Raw genomic sequence first — 21,963 nt, 5'->3', positions numbered from 1 at the left:
TGTTGCCCGTCCACTACGTGGCCGTCACTGCCCGGGACGGCTTCCCCGATTCGCGGTCGGGGGCGGTCGGCCGCTTGGGCGTCGGGGTGTTGGGCCGGTGCGCGGTGGCCCCGGGTCCGTTCGGCGGGGCCGACTCGTGGCGGCTGTCACCGCCTCGTCGTTGCACGTCCCCTCCGGGGCCGGGGTCTTTGCTTAGTGCTCCGCATCCGTTGTTGCCCGTCCACTACGTGGCCGTCACCACCCGGGACGGCTTCCCTGGCTCGTGGTCGGGGGCGGTCGGCCGCTTGGCGGCCTCGGCGGCCGGTGGCCATGCCGCGTCTCGCAGCCCATCCCGGCTCCCGCTCTCTCCTCAGGACCGAGACCGGATCCCGACGAGACTCCCAAGGCTTGAGACGAAGCGTGACCTGCGCTTTTACCCGGCACCCGCATCTGCGCAGGCCGGCGAGCGCGGGTTTCGTGCTCCCCGGGCCGAAACCGAGGCACGACAAGACAAAAAGGGCCGCACGCCACCGGAGAACCCAGCGCCTCACACACCCCGCAGGCACAACCCGAGCCAACAAACCCACACCCCGAACGGAAACCGACCAACTCGCACGAGGCCGGACCGCCTGCGCAGCGGCCGAACACCACGACGCCCCACGCACAACCGCCCCCGACCACGAGCCAGGGAAGCCGACCAGGGTGGTAACGGCCACGTAGTGGACGGGCAACAACGGATGCGAAGCACCAAGCAAAAACCCCGGCCCCGGAGGGGACGTGCAACGACGAGGCGGCGGCTACCTGCCACGAGTCGGCCCCGCCGAACGGACCCAGGGCCACCGCGCCAGCAGCCCAACACCCCGACGCCCAAGCGGCCAACCGACCCCGACCACGAGCCAGCGAAGCCGACCAGGGCAGTAACGGCCACGTAGTGGACGGGCAACAACGGATGCGAAGCACCAAGCAAAAACCCCGGCCCCGGAGGGGACGTGCAACGACGAGGCGGTGGCAGCCGTCACGAGTCGGCCCCGCCGAACGGACCCAGCGCCACCACGCCAGCAGCCCAACACCACGACGCCAAGCGGCCAACCGCCCCCGACCACGAGCCAGCAAAGCCGTCCAGGGCAGTGACGGCCACGTAGTGGACGGGCAACAACGGATGCGAAGCACCAAGCAAAGACCCCGGCCCCGGAGGGGACGAGCAACGACGACACGGCGGCCACCCCCACGACCCCGCCCCGCCGAACCGGCCCAGGGCAACCACGCAGCGGCCGAACCAAACGATGCCAAGCGGCCGACCGCCCCCGCCACGAACCAGCCAAGCCGACCAGGGCAGCAACGGCCGCGAAGCGCCGAACGAACCAAACCCCCGCCCCGGCCCGCCCCGCCCCGCCTACGCGCCGAACATGTCTCGGCAGGCGTCCAAGCCCTCGACCTTGGCCTCGATCGTGCGGTGTTGGTGCCATGCCTCTCGGGTCAGGCGTAGGCGGGTGACCTCCCTCGGCCCACCGTCCTCGCCGGCCTCGATTTCCAGGCCGTCGTCGGCGTAGCCCAGGCGGCGCGAGACGCCCAGTGAGGGGGCGTTGTCGGGTAGCGCCGCCGAGACGGCCCACCTGGCGCCCAATCCCGCGAAGGCCAACTCCAGCCAACCCGCGCGCATTTCCGTGCCGAGGCCCTGGCCCTGGTGGGCCAGGCCCAGCCAGGAGCCCGACATCACCTCCCGCCGGTGGGCGAAATCCTTGGCGGCGCCGTCCTGGACGCCGATGACGCGGCCCTCGTGGACCACCGCGAGCAGCAGATACCAGTCCTCCGGAGCCCAGTTGGCCCACGTACTCCAGTAGTACTTGAGCGCGTTCCGGGCCTTGGCCGGCTGTTCCTCGCGCGTCCACGGTTTGCTGAACGGCATGTAGTCGGGGGCGTGGATGCCCAGTTCGGCCAGTTCCACCAGCGCCACCAGGTCGTCCTGGGTCGCCGGGCGCAGTTCCAGCCTGGGCGTGGTCACTCGGAGGCCGAATACCGGCCAATGATCGGTGAGCATGGTCGATTGTGAGCCACACCCGATGGCCGCTGCCGGCGGATTTTCACGACCCCGGCGTCGGCGCCAGCCCATGCAGGAGCAAATCCGCGAACGCCTCCCCCACCTCCCTCGGCGACATCGGCCCCGCCGGCTGGTACCAGCTGTTCAGGTGGTGCACTCCGCCGAAGAAGTTGTGCGTGGCGATGTCGGCCGACACGTCCGCCCGCAACCCGCCCTCCCGCTGGCCCTGTTCGATCAGTGAGCGGAAGCGCTCGTGGTAGCGGCGGCGCTCGGCGCGGATCTCCGCCCGCTTGTCCGGCGCGAGCAGATGCATCGAGCGGAAGTAGACCACCGCGTCGTCGATGTTGCCCAGCGTGGTGACCACGACGTCGGCGGCGGCCTCGCGCAGTCGGTCCAGGACCGGCTCGGCGCCGTCCGCGATCGTGTTCAGCCGCTCGGTCTGCATCGCCAGCATCCGGTGGTAGATCTCGACGAGCAGATCGTCCTTGGACGCGTAGTAGTGGTACATCGCGCCCTTGGTCACCCCCGCCGCCGCCACGATCTCCTGGACCGAGGTGCTCTCGAAGCCCCGCTCGGCGAACATCCGCGACGCGATCCGCAACAACCGCTGCGGCAACGGCGCCCCGTCACCATCCGACTCCACCGGCGCCGCGTGTGTGCGTCCTCTTGCCGCCATGATGTTCAACCTTTCGCGGGAGCGTTCGACGCTACCCTAGCCAAGATACCGACCGGTCGGTACCGTAAATTGCGCACGTCACGACTCTCGCACCCTAAGGACCCACGGAGAGGTACGCGCCGGTGGACTTCAGCTACGACGCCCGGACCGAGGAACTGCGCGAGCGGCTGCTCGCGTTCATGACCGAACACGTGTACCCCGCCGAAGCCGTGTTCACCGAGCAGGTGGCCGACCCGGCCGCCGATCCGTGGGGCCGCCCGCCGGTCGTCGACGACCTCAAGGCCGAGGCGCGCAAGCGCGGCCTGTGGAACCTGTTCCTGCCCGGCGCCGAGGGCGCGGGCCTGACCAACCTGCAATACGCGCCGCTGGCCGAGATCGCCGGCCGCAGTCCGCACCTGGCCCCCGAGGCGCTCAACTGCGCCGCGCCGGACACCGGCAACATGGAACTGCTGCACGACTTCGGTACGCCCGAGCAGCAGGCCCGCTGGCTGGCCCCGCTCCTCGACGGCACGATCCGCTCGGCGTTCTGTATGACCGAGCCCGACGTCGCCTCCTCCGACGCCACGAACATCACCACGAGCATCGTCCGCGACGGCGCCGACTACGTGATCAACGGTCGCAAGTGGTGGTCCTCCGGAGCGATGGCGCCGAGCTGCGAAATCCTGGTCGTGATGGGCAAGACCGACCCGGACGCGCCGCGCCACCGCCGGCAGAGCATGATCCTGGTCCCGCGCGACACCCCCGGCGTCGACATCCGGCGCGGGATGCACGTCTTCGGCTACACCGACGGACCGCACGGCGGCCATGCCGAGGTGGTCTTCGACAACGTCTGCGTGCCCGTCGCCAACCTGGTCGGCAACGCCGGCGACGGCTTCGCGATCGCCCAGGCCCGGCTCGGCCCCGGCCGGATCCACCACTGCATGCGGCTGATCGGGATGGCCGAGCGCGGCCTGGAACTGATGTGCCGGCGCGTCCTCGCCCGCGAGGCCTTCGGCGGACCGCTGGCCGAGCAGGGCGTCATCCAGGAGTGGATCGCCGAATCCCGGGTGCGCATCGAGCAGTTGCGCCTGCTCGTCCTCAAGACCGCGTGGCTGATGGACACCGTCGGCAACCGCGGCGCGCATCGCGAGATCCAGTCGATCAAGATCGCGACCCCGCTCACCGTCGAGTGGATCCTGGACAAGGCCATCCAGGCGCACGGCGCGGGCGGCCTGTCCCAGGACTTCGTTCTCGCCTCGCTGTGGACGCACGCCCGGACGTTGCGCCTGGCGGACGGCCCCGACGAGGTACACCGCCGTTCGCTCGCCCACCGCGAGCTCAAGCCCTACCGAGAGGCAGCCGCCCAGTGAGCCCAGTGAGCGACTCGTCCCGTCCCGTAGCCATCGTCACCGGCGCCAGCCGAGGCATCGGGCTCGGCATCGCCCAGGCCCTGGTCGCCCGCGGCGACCGGGTCTGCGTAACCGCGCGCGGCGCCGACACCCTGGCCGAGGTGGTCGCCGCGCTCGGCGGCCCCGAGCATGCCATCGGCGTCGCGGGCAAGGCACACGACCCGGCCCATCAGGACGCCGCGATCAGCGCCACCATGGAGGCGTTCGGCCGGATCGACATGCTGGTCAACAACGCCGGGATCAACCCGGTGTACGGCCCGCTGGTGGAACTCGACCTGGACGCCGGGCGCAAGATCCTCGAGGTCAACCTGATCGCGGCGCTCGCCTGGACCCAGCGGGTTTACAAGGCCTGGCTCGGGGAGCACGGCGGCGCGATCGTCAACGTGTCCTCGATCGCCGGCGAACGACCGGCCCACGGGATCGGCTTCTACGGCGTCAGCAAGGCCGCGCTGACCCACCTGACCGCCCAGCTGGCCGCGGAACTCGGCCCACGAGTACGGGTGAACGCGGTCGCCCCGGCCGTGGTCAAGACCACCTTCGCGACCGCCCTGTACGAGGGCCGTGAGGCCGAGGTCGCCGCCGCCTACCCGATGGGCCGCCTGGGCGTACCGGAGGACGTGGCCGGCGCGGTCGCATTCCTGCTGTCCGAGCAGGCGAGTTGGATCACCGGCCAGACGCTGCTGATCGACGGCGGCGTGAGCCTGTCCGGCGGTGTCGGATGACCACCCCCGCCGGCGCCAATGTGCTGATCACCGGGTCCGGCGCGGGCATCGGCGCCGCGCTGGCCCGCCGATTCGCCGCCGAGGGCGCCCGCGTCGTGGTCAACGACCTGAACGCGGACGCCGCGCACGCCGTCGCGGCCGAGTTCGGCGGCATCGCGCTGCCCGGCGACGCGGCCGGCGAGGAGGGCGTCGCGGCGCTGATCGCCGGTGCCCGAACCGCCCTCGGCGGCGAGATCGACGTCTACTGCGCCAACGCGGGCATCGCCGAGGGCCTGGGCCTGGACGCCTCTGAGCAGACCTGGGATCGCTCGTGGGACGTCAACGTGATGGCCCACGTCCGCGCCGCGCGCCTGCTCACCCCGGCCTGGCTGGCGCGCGGGCGCGGCCATCTGGTCAGCACGGTCTCCGCCGCCGGGCTGCTCACCATGTTGGACGGGACGGCCTACGCGGTCACCAAGCACGCCGCGTACGCGTTCGCCGAGTGGATGGCGATCACCTACGGCGCCAAGGGCATCACCGTGCAGGCGGTCTGCCCGCTGGGCGTGCGTACCGCCCTGCTCGACGCGTCCGGTACGGCCGCCCGGCTGATCCTGGACGACGGCGCGATCGAGCCGGAGGAGGTCGCCGACGTGGTGGTCGGCGCGGTCGCCGCCGGCGACCCGTTCCTGATCCTGCCGCACCCCGAGGTGGCCCGGATGTACGCGAACCGCGCCGCCGACCCGGACCGCTGGCTGGCCGGGATGCGCAAACTCCAGGCCCGACTGGACGCCGTCGACGAGGGCTGACCACCCTTCGGTGCGGCGCCGACGGGCCCGAACCCGTCGACGCCGCACCGATCATCGCCGCCGCAGCGCGGCCAACTGCTCGGCGAACGGCACCACTTCATCGACGACGGAGGCCGCGTTCGGCCCGGGCCCGGGATCGAGGCCGAACGGGCCCGAGGCCGCCGAACGGGATCGAGGCACCCCGGCCAATGGCCCTACCAGCTCGGCCAGTTCGCCGCCAGCTCGAGCAATCCGCGCCGCCAGCCCGTCACTTCCGTCGCTTCTCTCACCTTGATCGCTTCCGCCGCGTCCGCCGCGTCCGCCGCGTCCGTCGTTTCCAACACCGCCGGCCCCCGCCGAACCCCAGTCGTCGGTGGCCGCGAACACCGAGGTCGGCACGACCGTCGCCCGCAGGTACGCGAACAGCGGGCGCAGCGCGTGTTCCAGGGCCAGCGAGTGCCGCGCCGTACCGCCCGTCGCCGCGATCAGCACCGGCTTCCCGACCAGTGCCGTGTTGTCCAGCACATCGAAGAACGACTTGAACAACCCGCTGTACGACGCGCTGAAGATCGGCGTGACCGCGATCAGCGCGTCCGCCGAGGTGACGGTGTCGATCGCGCCGCGCAGTCCGGGCGGCGGGAAGCCGGTGACCAGGTTGTGTGCGATGTCCACCGCGACGTCGCGCAGTTCGACCACCACGACCTCGACCGGGACGTCCCGCTCGGCCAGTTGCCGCTGGCCGGCCTCGGCGAGCCGATCACCGAGCAGCCGGGTGGCCGACGGCCTGCCCAGTCCGGCCGAGACGACCACGAGCTTGAGCGGTTGTGCCATGACTGTCCTACTCCCTTCCAAATCAGGTGTGTTCGTGACGGCTCAGGACGCCTGAGCCTGAAGCACTGCATCCGCATCCGCATCCGCATGCACATCCGCACCCACGGCCGCCGCCGCCGCAGCAGCCGCCGCGTCCCGTCGGGCGACCAGCGCCGCGTGCGTCGGGCCCGCCGGCACGCCGACCTTGCGCCGTGCCGCGAACTCCTTGCGCAACACCGGGATCACCTCTTCGCCGAGCAGATCGAGCTGTTCGAGGACGGTCTTCAGCGGGAGGCCCGCGTGGTCCATCAGGAACAACTGGCGCTGGTAGTCGCCGAACGAGTCGCGGAAGGTCAGCGTCTTGTCGATGACCTCCTGCGGGCTGCCCACGGTCAGCGGCGTCTGGTCGGTGAACTCCTCCAGCGACGGGCCGTGTCCGTACACCGGCGCGTTGTCGAAGTAGGGGCGGAACTCGCGTACCGCGTCCTGCGAGTTCCGGCGCATGAACACCTGCCCGCCGACCCCGACGACGGCCTGGTCCCGGGTGCCGTGCCCGTAGTGCTCGAAGCGGTCCCGGTAGAGGTTGATCAGTCGCACGAAGTGGTCGCGCGGCCAGAAGATGTTGTTGGCGAAGAACCCGTCGCCGTAGTAGGCGGCCTGCTCGGCGATCTCGGGGCTGCGGATCGAGCCGTGCCACACGAACGGCGGGACACCGTCCAGCGGGCGCGGCGTCGAGGTGAAGCCCTGGAGTGGAGTCCGGAACCGGCCCTCCCAGTTCACCACTTCGGTACGCCAAAGCTCGTGCAGCAGCGCGTAGTTCTCGATCGCCAGCGGGATGCCCTGGCGGATGTCCTGGCCGAACCACGGGTAGACCGGCCCGGTGTTGCCGCGACCCATCATCAGATCCACCCGGCCGTCGGCCAGGTGCTGGAGCATCGCGTAGTCCTCGGCGATCTTCACCGGGTCGTTGGTGGTGATCAGCGTCGTGGAGGTGGAGAGGATGATCCGCTCGGTGCGCGCCGCGACATAGCCGAGCATCGTGGTCGGCGAGGACGGGACGAACGGCGGGTTGTGGTGCTCCCCCGTCGCGAACACGTCCAGGCCGACCTCCTCGGCCTTGAGCGCGATCGCCACCATCGCCTTGATCCGCTCGTGCTCGGTCGGTGCCCGACCGGTGGTGGGGTCGACGGTGACGTCACCGACGGTGAAGATCCCGAACTGCACGATGATCACTCTCTCAGAAGAAGTTGAACCCTCAATCAACCCATAAAAGCACGACCCCCCGCCGGCTATTCCCGAGCACCGGGGCCAAGGGCCGGGGGCGGGGGTGGGCCGGGGGGCCGGCGCCGGGCCGAAGACCAAGGCGGGCCGGGGGCCGGGGCGGAGGCGGGCCAGGGCCGGGGGGAGGTGGAGGCGGGGCCAGATGCGGGCGGGCGGCGAAGGCGGAGACGCGGAGGCGGGCCGGGGCCGGGCGGAGCCGAGGGGGCCGGGCCGAGGCAACGGGACGGAGGCGGAGGCAGGCCGAGCCGATGCAGAGGGAAGAGACGGGCCGAGGCCAGGCGCGGGGCCAAGCCGGGCAGGGGCCGGACCGGGGCCGCGGCCGGGGATCGGACCGAGGCCCCACGTCCCGCTATCCCCGCAGGATGCGCAGGCTCCGCATCGGTCACCGGCCCGCCACCGCCTCCCCGACGGCCCGAGGCGGCCGGGTCAGGCGGTGGCGGGCCCGGGCCGGGCCAGGAGCGGAGGTGGGCCGGGCCAAGCGCGGGAGCCGGGCCGGGACCAGGCCGGGGCCAGGCCGAACGGGGGCAAGGCACGTGCCGAACCGGGGCCGGGGCCGGGGCCGGGCCGGCCGGGCCCCACCCCCGCTACTCCCGCAGGATGCGCAAGCTCACCGCCAGTTCCGTCTCGGTCACCCGGCCCGCCGCCGCCGCGTCCCCCGCGCGGATTGCCGTGACCATCGCCGCGTGTGCGTCCGCCCCCGGGTCGATCGCGGTGGTGCGCAGGCCCTTGGCGTCCATTACCGCGAGCAGATCGAGCAGCCCCGGCCGCATGGTCACCTGGAACACCGCGAACAAATCGGTCAGCACGTCGTTGTGCGCCGCCGCGACGACGCTCGCGTGGAACGCGATGTCCGCGTCGATGTACGCCTCGTCGTCGCCGAGCGCCGCCGCCCGGGCCGCCAGTCCCGCGTCCAGCGCGGCCAGGTCCGCGTCCGTCCGCCGCTCGGCGGCCAGCATCGCGGCGCGCACCTCGATCAGGTTGCGCACCTCGTACACCTCGACCGCCGAGGCCCGGCGCAGCCGCGCGGTCAGGTCCTCGACCGGTTCGGTGGCGATCACGAAGACGCCGGCCCCCTGCCGCGACTCGACCAACCCGGCCCCGGCGAGGTCGCGAATCGCCTCGCGCACGGTCGATCGGCCGATGCCGAGTTCCTTGCCGAGCGCCACCTCGCCGGGCAGCTTGGCGCCGATCGGCCAGCGCCCGGCGGCGATCTGGTCCCGAAGCCGTTCGGCCGCCTGGCCGACCAGCGGGTTGCGGCGCAGCGGGCCGAACGTCATCGTGTCGCCTTTGCGGGTCGGGTACGTCTCAGGTTGTCCGACGAATCCTAGCCGGGCAGATCATCCCTTCCGTCCCGCTGAACCGGTACCGCCCGGGCCCGGTTCACCGCCGACATCGTCGCCCGCACCGATGCCGACAGGATCGAGGTGTCGATCCCGACGCCCCACCGGGTGACCCCGTCCACCCGGCACTCCATGTATGAGGCCGCCTGCCGGTCCCCGCCCGCGCCGATCGAGTGCTCGACGTAGTCCAGGATCTCCACTCGAATCCCGGCCTCCCCGAGCGCCGCGGTCATCGCCGACAGCGGCCCGTTCCCCTCCCCCACCACCGAAGCCGACCCGCCCAGCGTCCCGCTGAACCGGTGCCGCCCGGGGGCCGGCTCCTCGGCCCGCCACTCGGTCAGCTCCACCGTCGTGCGCCGATCCAGGTACTCGCGCCCGAACAGCTCCCCCAGTTCCTTCGCAGTGATCTCCTCGCCGCTGTCGTCCGTCGCCTCCTGGACCACCCGGGAGAACTCGATCTGTAGCCGGCGCGGCAGCTCCAGGCCGTGCGCGCTCTGCATCAGGTAGGCGATCCCGCCCTTGCCGGACTGGCTGTTGACCCGGATCACCGCCTCGTAGTCGCGGCCCACGTCGGCCGGGTCGATCGGCAGGTAGGGCACGTCCCACGGCGCCCGATCCGCCGGCACCCCCAGCGCCCGGGCCCGCCGCGCGTGGTGCGCGAAGCCCTTCTTGATCGCGTCCTGGTGGGTCCCGGAGAACGCGGTGTGCACCAGGTCGCCGCCGTAGGGATGGCGGGCGTGTACCTCGATCCGGTTCGCGTACTCGACGGTGCGCCGGATCTCGTCGATGTCGGAGAAGTCGAGCATCGGATCCACGCCCTGCGTGTACAGGTTCAGCGCGAGCGTGACCAGGTCGACATTGCCGGTCCGCTCGCCGTTGCCGAACAGGCAGCCCTCGATCCGCTGCGCCCCCGCCAGCAGCGCCAGTTCGGCGCAGGCGACGCCGGTACCCCGGTCGTTGTGCGGATGTACGGACAGTACGACCGCGTCCCGCCGCGCCAGGTGGCGATGCATGTACTCGATCTGGTCGGCGTAGACGTTCGGCGTGGCGATCTCGACCGTGGCGGGCAGGTTGTGGATCACCGGCCGGTCCGGGCTCGCGTCCCACAGTTCGGTGACGCTGTCGCACACCTCCAGGACGTAGTCGAGTTCGGTCAGGTTGAACACCTCGGGCGAGAACTGGAAGCGGATGTCCGCCCCGGGCCGCGCGTCCGCACCCCGGGCCACATCCGCGGCGCCGGCCAGGATCAGTTCGCGCAGCGCGTCCCGATCGTGGCCGAGCACCACGTCGCGCCAGGTCGGCGCGGTGGCGGTGTACATGTGCACGACGGCGTGCGGGAGGCCCGCGATGGACTCGTGGGTACGTTCGATCAGCTCGCGACGGGCCGCGGTGAAGACCACGATCGTGACGTCGTCGGGGACCGCGTCGCGCTCCGCCAGGTGTCGGACGAAGTCGAAGTCGGCCCGGCTGGCCGACGGGTAGCCGACCTCGATCTCCTTGAAGCCCATCGCCACCAGCAGGTCGAACAGCCGCCGCTTGCGCGCGGGATCCATCGGCTCGGCCAGTGCCTGGTTGCCGTCGCGCAGGTCCACCGGGACCCACAGCGGGGCCCGCTCGATCCGGTTGGTCGGCCAGGTCCGCGCGTTCGGCTCGATCTCGACCCGGACCCGCTCGTGCGCGGGGCGGTAGCGGTGGTGCGGCATCGAGCCGGCGCGCTGCCGGTTCCAGTGCGGGCCGCCCTCGGGGATCGGGCCGGTGGGGGTGCGGAGCGTGGGGAAGGTGTGTTCGGTGGTCATGGTGCGGGTGCGTCCTCGCCGATCGAAGGGGTCGACCGGCAGCACCGAACCCCGCGGCGGGGCGCCGGTCGGATCAGGCCCCGCCGCGGCGGCCGAGAAGGAGCACCCGCAGCGTCATGGCGCAGACGCTAGCACAACATGTCTGACAACCTGACATCTCTGTCGCTGCGACAAACGAGGCGTTGCGACAAACGAAAGGAGGCGCCGACCCGGTTTCCCGGGGGCGCCTCCTCGTACCGACCGCGTGGAGTCGGGATGTTCAGAGGTTGCTCAGCTTCGCGTAGGGGCGGCAGATCCGCTCCTGACGCGACCCGAAATCGACAGTGACCGCGATGTCCTCTTCGACACCGACGATCCGACCGAGTCCGTACTGATCGTGCGTCACTCGTGCACCGAGTTCGAAATCCTCGATGATGGGAGCGACCGGGACATTGAAGGGACTGGTGGGCAGAATGCGCCGGGTCACGGCTGACGTCGTCATCCCCCCCAGTATGCGCCTGTCGGATGACGCGCGGGGCATTCGGAGACGGTATGGGCGAAGCCGTAACCGGAAAGTGTCCCCAGGATCCGGCGGTTCGAATCCCGTACGGACCCGCCGATAGGGTCGGTACATGAGCGACAGTACTGCCCCGGCGGACCGCGAATCGGCGGGCATCGAGCTGGTCCGGCCGCCCGAGATCCTGCTCGAGCACGACGAGGTACGGGTCTTCCACGGCGGCATCCTGCGCACGCCGGCCGGGCTGTACACGAGCATCGGCATGGAGACGCTCGCCCGCCCGGCCGGACCCCGGCCGCCCGCACCGCCGTTGTTCGGGCAGTACGGCGTGTCGGTGACCCGCTCCGGCGATCGGTTCGCCTATTCGGCGCTGGCGACCACGTTGTCCGCCGGGCCGATCCGGTTCACCTCCTGCCTGTTCGGGCCGGTCCCGGACGGCGATCTGGTGCTGGACGTGGTGTTGCCGACCATCCCGCGCCGACTGGTGCTGCGCTTCGACTCGGAGCGGCACGACGGCACCGGGCTCGAACTGGCCACGCCGCCCGCGATCGTGCGCACCGAGGCGGGCGTGACGCTGTGGCACGCGGGGGTGTTGCGGACCGAGGCCGGCCTGCTCACCCACGTGGAGGCGACCTCGGCGGACGATCGTGCGCTCGGCGGCGCCAAGTGGGACGTCGAGCACCGGCCGCTGGCGGTGACCTGGGACGACCCGACGCCCGCCCGCGAAGCACACCAGCGGGGGCGGGACTTCGTCGGTACCGATGCCTGGATCGCCGCCCCCGAAGCCCGCGGCACGCTGTCCTGCGTGCCGCTGGGCGTGGTGTGGGAGTTGTAGCGAAGCGGCGGCGCCGAAGGCAGCCGCGCCGCTACAGGTCGGAGCCGCCGGTGGCGTCGATCGTGCTGCCGGTCACCCAACGCGCGTCTGCGGAGGTCAGGAACGCGACCGCGTCGGCGATGTCGCGCGGTTGGCCGACCCGGCCCAGCGCCGCGCGGCTCGCCGCCTGCGCCTCGGCGACCGGATTGCCGCGCAGCCAACCGGCGTTGACGTCGGTGTCCACGATGCCGGGGGCGACGTTGTTGACGGTGATCCCGCGCGGGCCGAGCTGCTTGGCCAGGGCGAGGGTGAACGCCTCCAGGGCGCCCTTGGTCATCGCGTAGGCGATGCCCTCGGGGAACGCGATCCGGGTCACGCCCGAGGTGATGGTGACGATCCGGCCGCCGGCGCGCAGCAGCGGCAGGGCCCGCTGGGTGAGGAAGAACGCCGCGCGGGTGTTGACCGCGAACACCCGGTCGTAGCCCTCCTCGGTCTCCACCTCGATCGGCCCGGTCGCGCCGATGCCGGCGTTGTGCACCAGGATGTCGAGGCCGTCCACGCCGAACTCGGCCCAGCCGGCCCGCAGTCCGTCGAACAGTCGATCCAGGTCGCCCGGCGTGCCGAGCTCGGCCATCACCACGAAGGCCCGCCCGCCGGCCGCCTCGATCGCCGCGACCACCTCCTTGGCGGCCGGCTCGTCGCTGCCGCCGTGTACGGCGACCAGCACACCGTCTGCGGCCAGCCGCTCGGCGATGGCGCGGCCGATCCCGCGACTGGCGCCGGTGACGAGGGCGGTCCTGGTGGTGCTGTTGGTGGTGGTGTTGGTGGTGGTGTTGGTGGGTGTCGTGCTCATGGTGGCGCCTTCCACAGGGTTTCAATAGCGATCGCTACAGATTCAACACGGGGCACCGTATCCCATATTTATTAGCGATCGCTACAGAAGACGGCTTTGCCAATCCTTGGCTTTACGGGCACATGGTCACGGGCTATCTTTACAGCCGTAAGCTAACAAGCGTTAGTCCATGGGGGCAGACCATGAGCAGCACCGAGACCCGTTCCCTCGCCGCGCCGCCGGGAGATGTCGACCTCGTCGGCCATCCCCGGCGGTGGGCCGCACTGTTCGTGCTCAGTTCGACGCTGGTGGCGGTGACGCTGGACAACTCGGTACTCAACACCGCGCTGCCCGCGCTCGCGAAGGCGCTCGACGCGTCGACCGCCGACCTGCAGTGGATCACCGACGCCTACACGCTGGTCTTCGCCGCGCTGTTGCTGCTCGCCGGCAGTCTCGGCACCCGGTTCGGGGCCCGACGCGCGCTGCTCGGTGGACTGGTGTTGTTCGGCGGCGGGTCGGCGGTCGCGGCGCTGTCCTCGACCTCGGGCGAACTGATCTTCTGGCGCGCGACGATGGGCCTGGGCGCGGCGTTCGTGATGCCCGCGACGCTGGCCATCATCATCCGGATGTTCCCACCCGCCGAGCGACCCAAGGCGTTCGGCGCCTGGTCGGCCGCGGCCGGTGTGGGCGTGCTGATCGGTCCGGTCACCGGCGGCGCGTTGTTGATGCGCTTCTCCTGGTCCAGTGCGTTCTGGATCAACGTCCCGCTCGTGCTGGCCGCGATCGTGGGCATCCTGCGGATCGTGCCCGGCGTGCCGGGTCAGCGCACCGGTCGGCTCGACCTGCCCGCCGCCGTGTTGTCCGTGGTCGGTCTGGGCCTGCTGGTCGACGCGATCATCGAGGCGCCCGAGCGTGGTTGGACCGACCGGGTCACCCTCGTCGAACTGGCCGTGTTCGTCGTGGTCGGCGCCCTGTTCGTGGGCTGGGAGCTGCGCCGGGACGAACCGATGGTGCAGGTGCGCCTGTTCGCCAACCGCGGCTTCGTACTCGCCGCCGCGACGCTCGGGGTGACCTTCTTCGCGCTCTTCGGCACGCTGTTCGTACTGTCCCAGTACTTCCAGCTCGTGCACGGATACAGCACCCTCAAGGCCGGCCTCGGCGCGATGCCGTTCGCCGTGTCGATGGCCGTGATGTCGGCGCTGTCCCCGGTGGTCACCGCCCGGCTGCGGATCCGGGGCATGCTCGTGGTCGGGCTCGCTGCGGTCGCGGTCGGCCTGGGGATCCTCGCGCTGACCACCGCGACCGACACCCCGTTCGTCGCGTTGGCCGGGGAGATGGCCCTGGTCGGCGCGGGGATGGGGATGATGATGGCGCCGGCGAGCATGGAGATCGCCGCGTCGGTGCCGGTCCGCTTCTCCGCCATGGCCAGTGCGATGAACAGCGTGGTCCGCGAACTCGGCGGCGTGCTCGGCATCGCCGTGGTCGGCACGCTGGTCTCCTCGCACTACCGGAGCGAGATGGCCGACCAACACCTCACCGGCCCCTCGGCGGTCGCCGCGCACGATCTGCCCGCCGCGCACGTGGTCGCCGGGCACCTGCCGCCCCCGTCCGCCGACCGGCTCACCTCGGCCGCCGACCACGCGTTCACCGTCGCGATGAACAACGGCGCCCTGGTCGCCGCGGCGGTCGCGGCGATCGGCGCGGTGGTGGTCGGGTTCGGGCTGCCGCGCCGCCCGGCGCCCGGTCCCGGCGCCGCCGAACCAACCGACAACCAGGCGGTACCGGCCACCTGACGGATCGTCACCACCAGGCCCGGCGCTCGGCACCAGCCGATCGCCGGGCACCCCTCGTCCGGCCCGGCGCCGTCGACACTCCCGAGGAGGCACCATGCCCGCGAGCGCCACTCCCCCGCCTCGTACGCTGGCCGCCATGAACGACGAGCACGGGCCGAGCCGCCGACGCAACCGCCGCGGCCAGGGCGCGCTGCTGCGCGACGACATCCTCACCGCGGCGACCGCGCTGATCGAGCGCGACGGGCACGCCGGCGACGTGACACTGCGCCGGATCGCGCGCGAGGCGGAGATCACCGCGCCGTCGATCTACGCGCACTTCGAGGACCTGGCCGACATCCTCGACACCGTGCTCAACGGCTACTTCGACGAGTTGCGGGACACCATCGTGGCCGCCTCCGAGGTGGAGTCCGAGGCAAATCGGGCGCTGCTCGCGGGCTGCCGGGCCTACGCGCACTTCGCCCTGGAGCGACCCGGGCGCTACCGGGCACTGTTCAACCGATTGCGCCCGACGATCACCGGTCCGGCCGCCCCACCGCCGGCGCCGCCCCCGTTCCCCAAACGGCTGGACGTCTTCCAGACCCTGATCGACGCGATCGCCGCGACCCAGACGGCCGGGCAGTCGGCGGGCACCGATCCGTACCAGGACGCACTGGCGGTGTGGGCGGCGCTGCACGGCGCGGTGCTGCTGCACATGACCGCGCCGTCCTTCGACTCGACCAAGCCGGTGTTCGACTGGCCGCCACTGAACGAGTTCATCGACACCCTGGTCGCCCGGACCGCCCGACTGATCTGATGCGGTCCGCCGGCGACCTCTTGTGCGCGTCAACCGATCCGGGCGTGCCATCGTGGGCCCCGGCATGGAAGGGTGTCCTCACGGATCGCAACGAGGGCAGGAACGCACCATGGCTGACGAGACACCCGCGAACGAGACCACCGAGGAGACGGCCGCCGAGGCCGGCGCGCCCGAGCCGGCCGAGACACCCGAGGACGAGACCAAGCGCAAGTTCCGCGAGGCGCTCGCCCGCAAGCGCGGCGCCAAGACCGATGGCGCCGGCGAGGGCCCCGGCGGCGACGGATCGAAGATCCACGGTGCGCACGGGCCTGCGGCGCAGCAGCGCTCGTTCCGCCGCAAGAGCGGCTGAAGCTCGGCATTTCTGATGATTCCCCTCTGATTCGGGCGGATCAGGGTCACGGAGGGGCTGCCTTCGCCGGGTTACCGGGCAGTAGGATCGCCGGGATCGCGTTCCGGTACACCTCCTGCCCGCCCGGCGAAGGGTTCCCTCGTGTTCGACTACGACGTTCTGGTCATCGGTTCGGGGTTCGGCGGTTCGGTGGCCGCGTTGCGGTTGACCGAGAAGGGCTACCGGGTCGGCGTACTGGAAGCCGGTCGACGGTTCGCCGACGCCGATTTCCCGGCGACGTCGTGGCAGTTGCGGGACTTCCTGTGGGCCCCCGCGCTCGGCCTGACCGGCATCCAGCGGATCCAGGTGCTCAAGGACGTGGTGGTGCTGGCCGGGGCCGGGGTCGGCGGTGGCTCGCTGAACTACGCCAACACCCTGTACGAGCCGCCGCAGCCGTTCTTCGACGATCCGCAGTGGGGTGGGATCACCGACTGGCACGCCGAACTGGCGCCGTTCTACGCCCAGGCGAAGCGCATGCTGGGGGTGGTGCAAAACCCGCACACCACGCCCGCCGACGAGCACATGAAGGCCGTCGCCGAGGACATGGGCGTCGGCGACACCTTCCGTCTCGCGCCGGTGGGCGTGTTGTTCCCGGGCGAGGGACAGCGGCCCGGCGAGGAGGTGGCCGATCCGTACTTCGGCGGGGTGGGGCCGCGGCGGACCACGTGTACCGAGTGCGGGTCGTGCATGACCGGTTGCCGGGTGGGTGCGAAGAACACACTGCTCAAGAACTATCTGTATCTGGCCGAGCGGGCGGGCGCCGAGGTGCACGCGGAGCGGACGGTGCGCCGGGTCCGGCCGCTGGGCGTCCGGGCGGACGGATCCTCGGGCGGCTACGCGGTCGAGACGGTACGCAGTGGACCGGTGACGGTGGCCCGGGTGCCGCGTACCTGGACCGCCGAGCAGGTGGTGTTCGCCGCGGGCACGCTCGGTACGCAGCGGCTGCTGCATCGGATGGCGGCCGAGGGTACGCTGCCGCGCCTGTCCCGCACCCTGGGCCGGTTGACCCGGACCAACTCCGAGGCCCTGCTCGGCGCGATCGCGCCGAGCACCGAGGTGCTCGACGCGACCCGCGGGGTGGCCATCACGTCCTCGTGGCATCCGGACGCGGACACCCACATCGAACCGGTGCGCTACGGCAAGGGGTCCAATGCGATGGGGTTGTTGCAGACCCTGCTCACCGACGGGGACCGGCCCCGGATCCGGCAGTTGTTCCGGGCGGTGTGCGAAGACCCGGGCAGGTTGCGGCAGTTGAACGTGCGCAATTGGTCGGAGCGGGTGATCATCGCGCTGGTGATGCAGTCGCGGGACAACTCGCTGACCGTCTACCGCAAGCGCGGGCTGTTCGGCGGAACCCGGATCACCACGCGGCAGGGCCACGGCGAGCCGAATCCGAACTGGATACCGGCCGGCCACGAGGCGGTGCGCCGGCTCGCCGAACGGCTCGGCGGGGTGGCCGGCGGCACGTGGGGCGATCTGGCCAACGTGCCGATGACGGCCCACATCCTGGGCGGTTGTGTGATCGGCGACTCGGCGGCGACCGGCGTGGTCGATCCGTACCAGCGGGTCTACGGCCACCCGGGCCTGCATGTCCTGGACGGCTCGGCGGTCAGCGCGAACCTGGGCGTGAACCCGTCGTTGACCATCACCGCGCAGGCCGAGCGGGCCACCGCATTGTGGCCGAATCGGGGCAAGGCCGACCCGCGCCCGGAGCCGGGCGCGGCCTATCGACGCATTGCGTGGGTTGCGCCGGTGGCGCCGGTGGTCCCGGCCGACGCGCCCGGCGCCTTGCGGCTGCCGATCGTGGAGGTGCGCTCGGGGCGCCGGCCGGGTGGCGAAGCCGACTCGGCGTCCGGGGCGGTCGGTTGACGCGGACCACGTCCGTGATGTCGCCGAGGGGGTGGCGGCCCGAGGCAGGCCGTGCCGCCTGCTCGGGCCGCCGGAGCCGGTGGTGACGCGGCGTCAGCCGGTCGGCTCCCAGACCGGGAGCCAGATGTCGTTGGCCACACCCTTGCAGGTGTACTGGATCAGTTCGTGACCCTGGCCCAGGCCGCCCCGGACGTTGAGACACTTCCCGCTGGACCTGACCACGAGTTCGTATCCGGTGCCCTTGGCGACGAACCGCCACTCCTCGTTGGCGGAGCTACCGCACGGCCACTGGATGACCTGCGCGCCGTCCGCCTTGCCGCCGCCCTTGACGTTCAGGCACTTGCCGCTGGCCACCGACGCGAAGCGGTAGTAGCCGCCGCCGGTCGCGGTGGCCTCCCAGCGCTCGTTCGGGGCGCCGGACCACGGCCATTGGATGATCGGGGTGCCGTCGGCATTGCCGCCGCCCTTGACGTTGGCCACCTGGCCGGCGTCGGCCGCCAGGCGCAGGGTCAGATGGTGTGCGGTGACCGATTCGGTGCTGTCGGGGCGGGCCGACGCGGGTGCGGCCGACACGGCGGCCAGTACTGTGCCCACCACGGCGGCGGCCGTCGCCACGCGATACCACTTGGTTGCCGACATCGTTGTCTCCTCGCGGTTCTCGACCGGTGCGTCCGGCCAACTGGGAGACTGCCCAACTCGCCTGCCGGGCTGTGGTGTTGCACGTGGCAAACCACCGATTCGGATGGCCTTGCTGGGCCGAACGAGTGATGCTCTCACATCGGCTCGGGTCAGCCGAGCGCGGCCCGCGCCTCGGCGGCCCAGTGCGGCGCGTGCCAGATCTCGGCCAGCTCCAGCGCGCGGGTGAAGTGCCCGATCGCCCGGTCCTCGTGGCCCGCCAGGCGGGCCAGTTCGCCCAACACGTGGGCCGGCGGGCGGATCGCGAGGGACAGTCCGGCGCTCGCGGGGGCGGCGTCGGCGAGGGTGCGCAGGGTCGGATACAGCGCGGCTGCCTCGGCGCGCTCGCCCAGTGCCACCACCGCCGCCGCCCGGAACGCGGACATCGTGGTGTGGAAGAAGTCGGCGCGGATCGGCGCATTGGCGGTGCGGATCGCGCGGGCCCGGTCGTGGTCGCCGGCGGCGGCCATCACAAGCGCGCATACGTCGGTCACCAGCGGGCCGAAGGTGGCCAGGATCTCCGGTACGTCCGGGGCCAGTTCGGCGATCCGGCCCTGGCTGAGCCGGATCGTGGCGAGGGCGAGCCACCGCAGCCCGAACGCGTGCGGCGAACCCTGCGCGATCATCGGCTCGGTGGCCCGAACGTAACGCTCCTCGGCCTCGGCGAAGCGCCCCTCGATGTGTGCGAAGGCGGCCAGCGCGCAGGCGCCGACGCCGATCGCCTCGGGCATCCGGTAGGCGTCGGCGATCTCGATGCTCTCCGCGACCAGGCGGCGGGCGGTCGCCGGGTCGTTCCGCTCGGCCGCCGCGCCGGCCAGGTTGAAGCGGCCGTACCAGCGATAGGCCGGCAGGTCGTGCGCGTCGGCGAGGCGGATCAGTTCGGCGGCCGACTCGGCTCGCGCGGGGGCGTCGGCCAGGCATGCGGCCAGATTGCCGGTGAGCGTGGCCAGGGTGAGCGCGTGCAGGTCGGGGTCGCCCAGCTCGGCGGCGATCTCGACGGCCTGTCGGGCGAGTTCGCGCGGGGCGGGGGTGGCCCGTTCGCCGATCAGCTCGGCGGCGTAGCGCTCGTGCAGCCGGCAGCGGGTCTCCGGGGGCAGGTCGGTGCGCGCGATCAGCCGGCGCAGCGCGCTCACCACGCGCAGGTCCAGTTCGCCGTACGGGCGGCTCTGCCACGGCGTGGGCACGGTCCAGGCGGCGAACGCGGCGATCACCAGGTCGTCGCGGTCGGCCGACTCGGCGGCGTCCAGGGCGAGTTGCCGGGTGCGCCGGGCCGCGACGATGTCGCCCGCGCGGACCTGGGCGCGCAGCAGTCGGCCGAACAGGTCGGCGCGCTCCGCGTGCCGGTCGCCCGGGGTGTCGGCGGGGATCCGGTCCAGCGACTCCAGCGCGCGGGTGAGCAGTTCGGCGGCGGCCTCGTGGGCGAACCGGCGTTCGGCCAACTCGGCGGCGGCGATGCCGACTTCGACGGCTCGGGCGGCGGTGCCGGCGGTCGCGGCGCGGGCGTGGTGGTAGGCCAGGGCCGAGACGTCGCGGGTGCCGAGGCGCTCCAGGGCGGCAGCGATCCGGCCGTGCATCCTGGCTCGGCGCAGGCCGCTGAGGTCGGCAGCCATCGTGTCCCGGACCAGGGCGTGTACGAACCGCACCCGGCCGGGGGCGGGTTCGGTGAGCAGGCCGGCGATCAGGCCGGCGTCCAGCGCGTCCAGGACGCCCGCCTCGGCCACCTCGGCGGCGTCCACCAGGACGTCCACGTCGACCTCGCGACCCGCGACCGAGGCCAGGCGCAGCACGGCCACGGCCGGGTCGGGCAGTCGGGCCAGCCGGCGGCGCAGCACGTCGCGAACGCCCTCGGGCACGTCGGAGAGGGCGACCAGGGCGCCCTCGCTGTCCAGGAGGCGAGCGCTCTCCCGGAGGTAGAACGGGTTGCCGCCGGTGCGCTCGGCCAGGGCGGTCAGCGTCGCGGGGTCCACGGGGGTCTGCGACACCGCCGCCACCACCCGGGCGGCGGCGGCCGGGGGCAGTCCGGTCAGGGCCAGGCGCAACGGGGACCGGCGGGCCAGGCCGGCCAGGGTCTCGGTGAGGCGCCCGTCGACCTCGTCGGGACGATAGGCGGCGACCACGAACAACGGCGCGTCCTCGCCCGCGTCTGCGCCTGCGCCTGCGGCGAGCAGGGAGAGGGTCTCGGCATCGGCCCGATGCAGGTCGTCGAGCAGGATGGCCAACGGCCGCCGCCGGGCCACGTCCGCGAGCCAGGCCCAAACCGCGCGATGCAACCGGAACCGCCCGGCCGAGGTGTCCTGCGGGCGGCCTGCGCCGACCGCGTCCTCCGCCAACAACGGCGCGAGCGCGGCCAGCGCGTCGGCCGGCGGCGGCTCGGTCGCGGCGACCGTCCGCAACGCCTCGACCCAGGCCCAGGCCGGCGGCGCACCATCCACCTCGGGACACCGCCCGGTGGCCACGAGCACCCCACGCCGCGCCAACTCCCGGCGCACCGACCCGAGCAGCGCCGACTTCCCGAGCCCGGCCTCACCGGTAACCAACCCGACCCGGATCCCGGGGCCGGCGCCCGGGCCCGGGCCCGCCGCATCCAGGCGCGCCGCATCCAGGCGCGCCGCGCGCAGGAGTGCCGCCAGTTCGTCGTCTCGCCCGACGAACAACTCACCACCGGCGCCACCGTCACCCGCCACCCACGGCCCGCCCTCGGGAGCCGTCGCCGCAGACTCCCACCGGCCGACGAACCCGCCGTCGATACCGGCGAACCCACCAGCGGCGCGCCCGTCCCGGCCGGCCGCAAGGTCGCCGCCGGCGGCCGAATCTCCCGCGTACCCGTCCCCCGACCGGCGGTCATCGACCACTGCGGCCCCGCCGAGCGCGGCCCGGGCCGGGTCCGAGCCGGACAACGGGCGCCCGGCGGGCACGACTTCCGCTTCCGCGCCACCACGCGCCCCGCCGCCCCACGCCGGGCCGGCCACCACGACCGAGTCGCCTGCGACGTGCCCGTCCACGACGGCCACCGGCCCGGATGCCACGCCACGCCCGGCACGGTCCTCCCCCGAACCCGTCAACGGGCGCCCGACGGGAACGACATCCGCTTCCGCGCCACCACGCGCCCCGCCGCCCCACGCCGAGCCGGCCACCACGACCGAGTCACCTGCGACGCGCCCGTCCACGACGGCCACCGGCCCGGATGCCACGCCACGCCCGGCACGGTCCTCCCCCGAACCCGTCAACGGGCGCCCAGCGGGAACGACATCCGCTTCCGCGCCACCACGCGCCCCGCCGCCCCACGCCGAGCCGGCCACCACGACCGAGTCACCCGCGGCGGGCCTGTCCACGACGGCCGCCGGCCCGGATGCCGCGCCGGGCCCGGCCCGGTCCTGCCCCGAACCCGTCAACGGGCGCCCGACGGGAACGACTTCCGCTTCCGCGCCACCACGCGCCCCGCCGCCCCACGCCGAGCCGGCCACCACGACCGAGTCACCCGCGGCATGCCCGCCCACGACGGCCACCGG

At 72.5% G+C, this 21,963-nt stretch carries 18 protein-coding genes; 8 read left to right on the top strand and 10 right to left on the bottom strand.

The genetic code is table 11. From position 1 onward, the window contains the following. Window positions 1-1,372: 1,372 nt before the first annotated feature. Together ABIA38_RS44620 and ABIA38_RS44615 are read right to left on the bottom strand one after the other, a co-directional pair. Window positions 1,373-2,017: a GNAT family N-acetyltransferase gene (locus tag ABIA38_RS44620; protein ID WP_424644789.1), complete on the bottom strand. Its 645-nt coding sequence runs from the start codon at window positions 2,015-2,017 to the stop codon at window positions 1,373-1,375. A 43-nt stretch (window positions 2,018-2,060) separates the two neighbouring features. Next, window positions 2,061-2,693, bottom strand: coding sequence for a TetR/AcrR family transcriptional regulator (locus tag ABIA38_RS44615; protein WP_424644788.1), 633 nt, complete (start codon window positions 2,691-2,693; stop codon window positions 2,061-2,063). 122 nt (window positions 2,694-2,815) lie between these two features. Between ABIA38_RS44615 and ABIA38_RS44610 the strand changes: the two genes are divergently transcribed. Genes ABIA38_RS44610 through ABIA38_RS44600 form a run of 3 tightly spaced genes read left to right on the top strand, consistent with a single transcriptional unit; the run spans window position 2,816 to window position 5,588 of the window. Continuing rightward, window positions 2,816-4,042 carry an acyl-CoA dehydrogenase family protein gene (locus ABIA38_RS44610; RefSeq protein ID WP_424644787.1) on the top strand — a complete coding sequence of 409 codons (1,227 nt, stop codon included), beginning with the start codon at window positions 2,816-2,818 and terminating at the stop codon, window positions 4,040-4,042. 5 nt (window positions 4,043-4,047) lie between these two features. Continuing rightward, window positions 4,048-4,803 carry an SDR family oxidoreductase gene (locus ABIA38_RS44605; RefSeq protein WP_424644786.1) on the top strand — a complete coding sequence of 252 codons (756 nt, stop codon included), beginning with the start codon at window positions 4,048-4,050 and terminating at the stop codon, window positions 4,801-4,803. Beyond that, on the top strand, window positions 4,800-5,588 hold the full coding sequence (locus ABIA38_RS44600) for an SDR family oxidoreductase (protein WP_424644785.1): 789 nt from the start codon (window positions 4,800-4,802) through the stop codon (window positions 5,586-5,588). The genes ABIA38_RS44605 and ABIA38_RS44600 overlap by 4 nt, the downstream gene beginning before the upstream one ends. Window positions 5,589-5,639: 51 nt before the next feature. Here ABIA38_RS44600 and ABIA38_RS44595 read toward each other — a convergent pair whose 3' ends face one another. The 5 genes from ABIA38_RS44595 to ABIA38_RS44575 form a co-directional block, all read right to left on the bottom strand. Further along, window positions 5,640-6,398: a CE1759 family FMN reductase gene (locus ABIA38_RS44595; protein WP_424644784.1), complete on the bottom strand. Its 759-nt coding sequence runs from the start codon at window positions 6,396-6,398 to the stop codon at window positions 5,640-5,642. Between the two features lie 42 nt (window positions 6,399-6,440). Then, the gene (locus tag ABIA38_RS44590) at window positions 6,441-7,601 is read right to left on the bottom strand and encodes an LLM class flavin-dependent oxidoreductase (protein WP_424644783.1); all 1,161 of its coding nucleotides are present in this window, start codon (window positions 7,599-7,601) and stop codon (window positions 6,441-6,443) included. A gap of 641 nt (window positions 7,602-8,242) precedes the next feature. After that, window positions 8,243-8,935 (bottom strand): FadR/GntR family transcriptional regulator, encoded by a 693-nt coding sequence (locus tag ABIA38_RS44585; RefSeq protein ID WP_424644782.1) that lies wholly within the window; start codon window positions 8,933-8,935, stop codon window positions 8,243-8,245. Window positions 8,936-8,982: 47 nt separating this feature from the next. Then, window positions 8,983-10,794, bottom strand: coding sequence for a 2-isopropylmalate synthase (gene leuA, locus ABIA38_RS44580; protein ID WP_424644781.1), 1,812 nt, complete (start codon window positions 10,792-10,794; stop codon window positions 8,983-8,985). Between the two features lie 259 nt (window positions 10,795-11,053). After that, complete coding sequence (locus ABIA38_RS44575; protein ID WP_026218929.1) at window positions 11,054-11,275, bottom strand: hypothetical protein; 222 nt, start codon at window positions 11,273-11,275, stop codon at window positions 11,054-11,056. A 130-nt stretch (window positions 11,276-11,405) separates the two neighbouring features. On the opposite strand from ABIA38_RS44575, the gene ABIA38_RS44570 reads away from it, so the two are divergent. Beyond that, on the top strand, window positions 11,406-12,125 hold the full coding sequence (locus ABIA38_RS44570) for a hypothetical protein (protein WP_424644780.1): 720 nt from the start codon (window positions 11,406-11,408) through the stop codon (window positions 12,123-12,125). A 31-nt stretch (window positions 12,126-12,156) separates the two neighbouring features. Here ABIA38_RS44570 and ABIA38_RS44565 read toward each other — a convergent pair whose 3' ends face one another. Next, window positions 12,157-12,957, bottom strand: a complete 801-nt coding sequence (locus ABIA38_RS44565) for an SDR family oxidoreductase (RefSeq protein WP_424644779.1) — start codon at window positions 12,955-12,957, stop codon at window positions 12,157-12,159. Window positions 12,958-13,139: 182 nt separating this feature from the next. On the opposite strand from ABIA38_RS44565, the gene ABIA38_RS44560 reads away from it, so the two are divergent. The 4 genes from ABIA38_RS44560 to ABIA38_RS44545 all read left to right on the top strand — a co-directional run bounded on the left by ABIA38_RS44560 (window position 13,140) and on the right by ABIA38_RS44545 (window position 17,779). Then, window positions 13,140-14,729, top strand: a complete 1,590-nt coding sequence (locus ABIA38_RS44560; protein ID WP_424644778.1) for a DHA2 family efflux MFS transporter permease subunit — start codon at window positions 13,140-13,142, stop codon at window positions 14,727-14,729. A gap of 136 nt (window positions 14,730-14,865) precedes the next feature. Next, complete coding sequence (locus ABIA38_RS44555; RefSeq protein ID WP_424644777.1) at window positions 14,866-15,522, top strand: TetR/AcrR family transcriptional regulator; 657 nt, start codon at window positions 14,866-14,868, stop codon at window positions 15,520-15,522. 109 nt (window positions 15,523-15,631) lie between these two features. Then, a complete protein-coding gene (locus ABIA38_RS44550) occupies window positions 15,632-15,871 on the top strand; it encodes a DUF5302 domain-containing protein (RefSeq protein WP_424644776.1) in 240 nt (79 codons plus the stop codon). A 141-nt stretch (window positions 15,872-16,012) separates the two neighbouring features. Beyond that, complete coding sequence (locus ABIA38_RS44545; RefSeq protein ID WP_424644775.1) at window positions 16,013-17,779, top strand: GMC oxidoreductase; 1,767 nt, start codon at window positions 16,013-16,015, stop codon at window positions 17,777-17,779. Window positions 17,780-17,872: 93 nt separating this feature from the next. Here ABIA38_RS44545 and ABIA38_RS44540 read toward each other — a convergent pair whose 3' ends face one another. Both ABIA38_RS44540 and ABIA38_RS44535 read right to left on the bottom strand, forming a co-directional pair. Further along, window positions 17,873-18,418, bottom strand: coding sequence for an RICIN domain-containing protein (locus ABIA38_RS44540; protein ID WP_424644774.1), 546 nt, complete (start codon window positions 18,416-18,418; stop codon window positions 17,873-17,875). Window positions 18,419-18,567: 149 nt separating this feature from the next. Continuing rightward, the gene (locus tag ABIA38_RS44535; RefSeq protein ID WP_424644773.1) at window positions 18,568-21,456 is read right to left on the bottom strand and encodes an ATP-binding protein; all 2,889 of its coding nucleotides are present in this window, start codon (window positions 21,454-21,456) and stop codon (window positions 18,568-18,570) included. Window positions 21,457-21,963 lie beyond the last annotated feature (507 nt).

Origin of the sequence: Embleya sp. AB8 (genome assembly GCF_049739465.1) — a bacterium.
Taxonomy (GTDB): domain Bacteria; phylum Actinomycetota; class Actinomycetes; order Streptomycetales; family Streptomycetaceae; genus Embleya.
Note: the sequence above shows the minus strand (reverse complement) of the source record. Positions and strands in the feature narration are given on the sequence as shown.

What these genes read in the sequence shown, in the direction of transcription:
- ABIA38_RS44555 (WP_424644777.1), top strand. Translation starts at nt 14,866, where the DNA reads ATGAACGACGAGCACGGGCCGAGCCGCCGACGCAACCGCCGCGGCCAG.
- leuA (WP_424644781.1), bottom strand. Translation starts at nt 10,794, where the DNA reads ATGACCACCGAACACACCTTCCCCACGCTCCGCACCCCCACCGGCCCG.
- ABIA38_RS44540 (WP_424644774.1), bottom strand. Translation starts at nt 18,418, where the DNA reads ATGTCGGCAACCAAGTGGTATCGCGTGGCGACGGCCGCCGCCGTGGTG.
- ABIA38_RS44575 (WP_026218929.1), bottom strand. Translation starts at nt 11,275, where the DNA reads ATGACGACGTCAGCCGTGACCCGGCGCATTCTGCCCACCAGTCCCTTC.
- ABIA38_RS44585 (WP_424644782.1), bottom strand. Translation starts at nt 8,935, where the DNA reads ATGACGTTCGGCCCGCTGCGCCGCAACCCGCTGGTCGGCCAGGCGGCC.
- ABIA38_RS44615 (WP_424644788.1), bottom strand. Translation starts at nt 2,693, where the DNA reads ATGGCGGCAAGAGGACGCACACACGCGGCGCCGGTGGAGTCGGATGGT.
- ABIA38_RS44550 (WP_424644776.1), top strand. Translation starts at nt 15,632, where the DNA reads ATGGCTGACGAGACACCCGCGAACGAGACCACCGAGGAGACGGCCGCC.
- ABIA38_RS44620 (WP_424644789.1), bottom strand. Translation starts at nt 2,017, where the DNA reads ATGCTCACCGATCATTGGCCGGTATTCGGCCTCCGAGTGACCACGCCC.
- ABIA38_RS44595 (WP_424644784.1), bottom strand. Translation starts at nt 6,398, where the DNA reads ATGGCACAACCGCTCAAGCTCGTGGTCGTCTCGGCCGGACTGGGCAGG.
- ABIA38_RS44560 (WP_424644778.1), top strand. Translation starts at nt 13,140, where the DNA reads ATGAGCAGCACCGAGACCCGTTCCCTCGCCGCGCCGCCGGGAGATGTC.
- ABIA38_RS44565 (WP_424644779.1), bottom strand. Translation starts at nt 12,957, where the DNA reads ATGAGCACGACACCCACCAACACCACCACCAACACCACCACCAACAGC.
- ABIA38_RS44570 (WP_424644780.1), top strand. Translation starts at nt 11,406, where the DNA reads ATGAGCGACAGTACTGCCCCGGCGGACCGCGAATCGGCGGGCATCGAG.
- ABIA38_RS44600 (WP_424644785.1), top strand. Translation starts at nt 4,800, where the DNA reads ATGACCACCCCCGCCGGCGCCAATGTGCTGATCACCGGGTCCGGCGCG.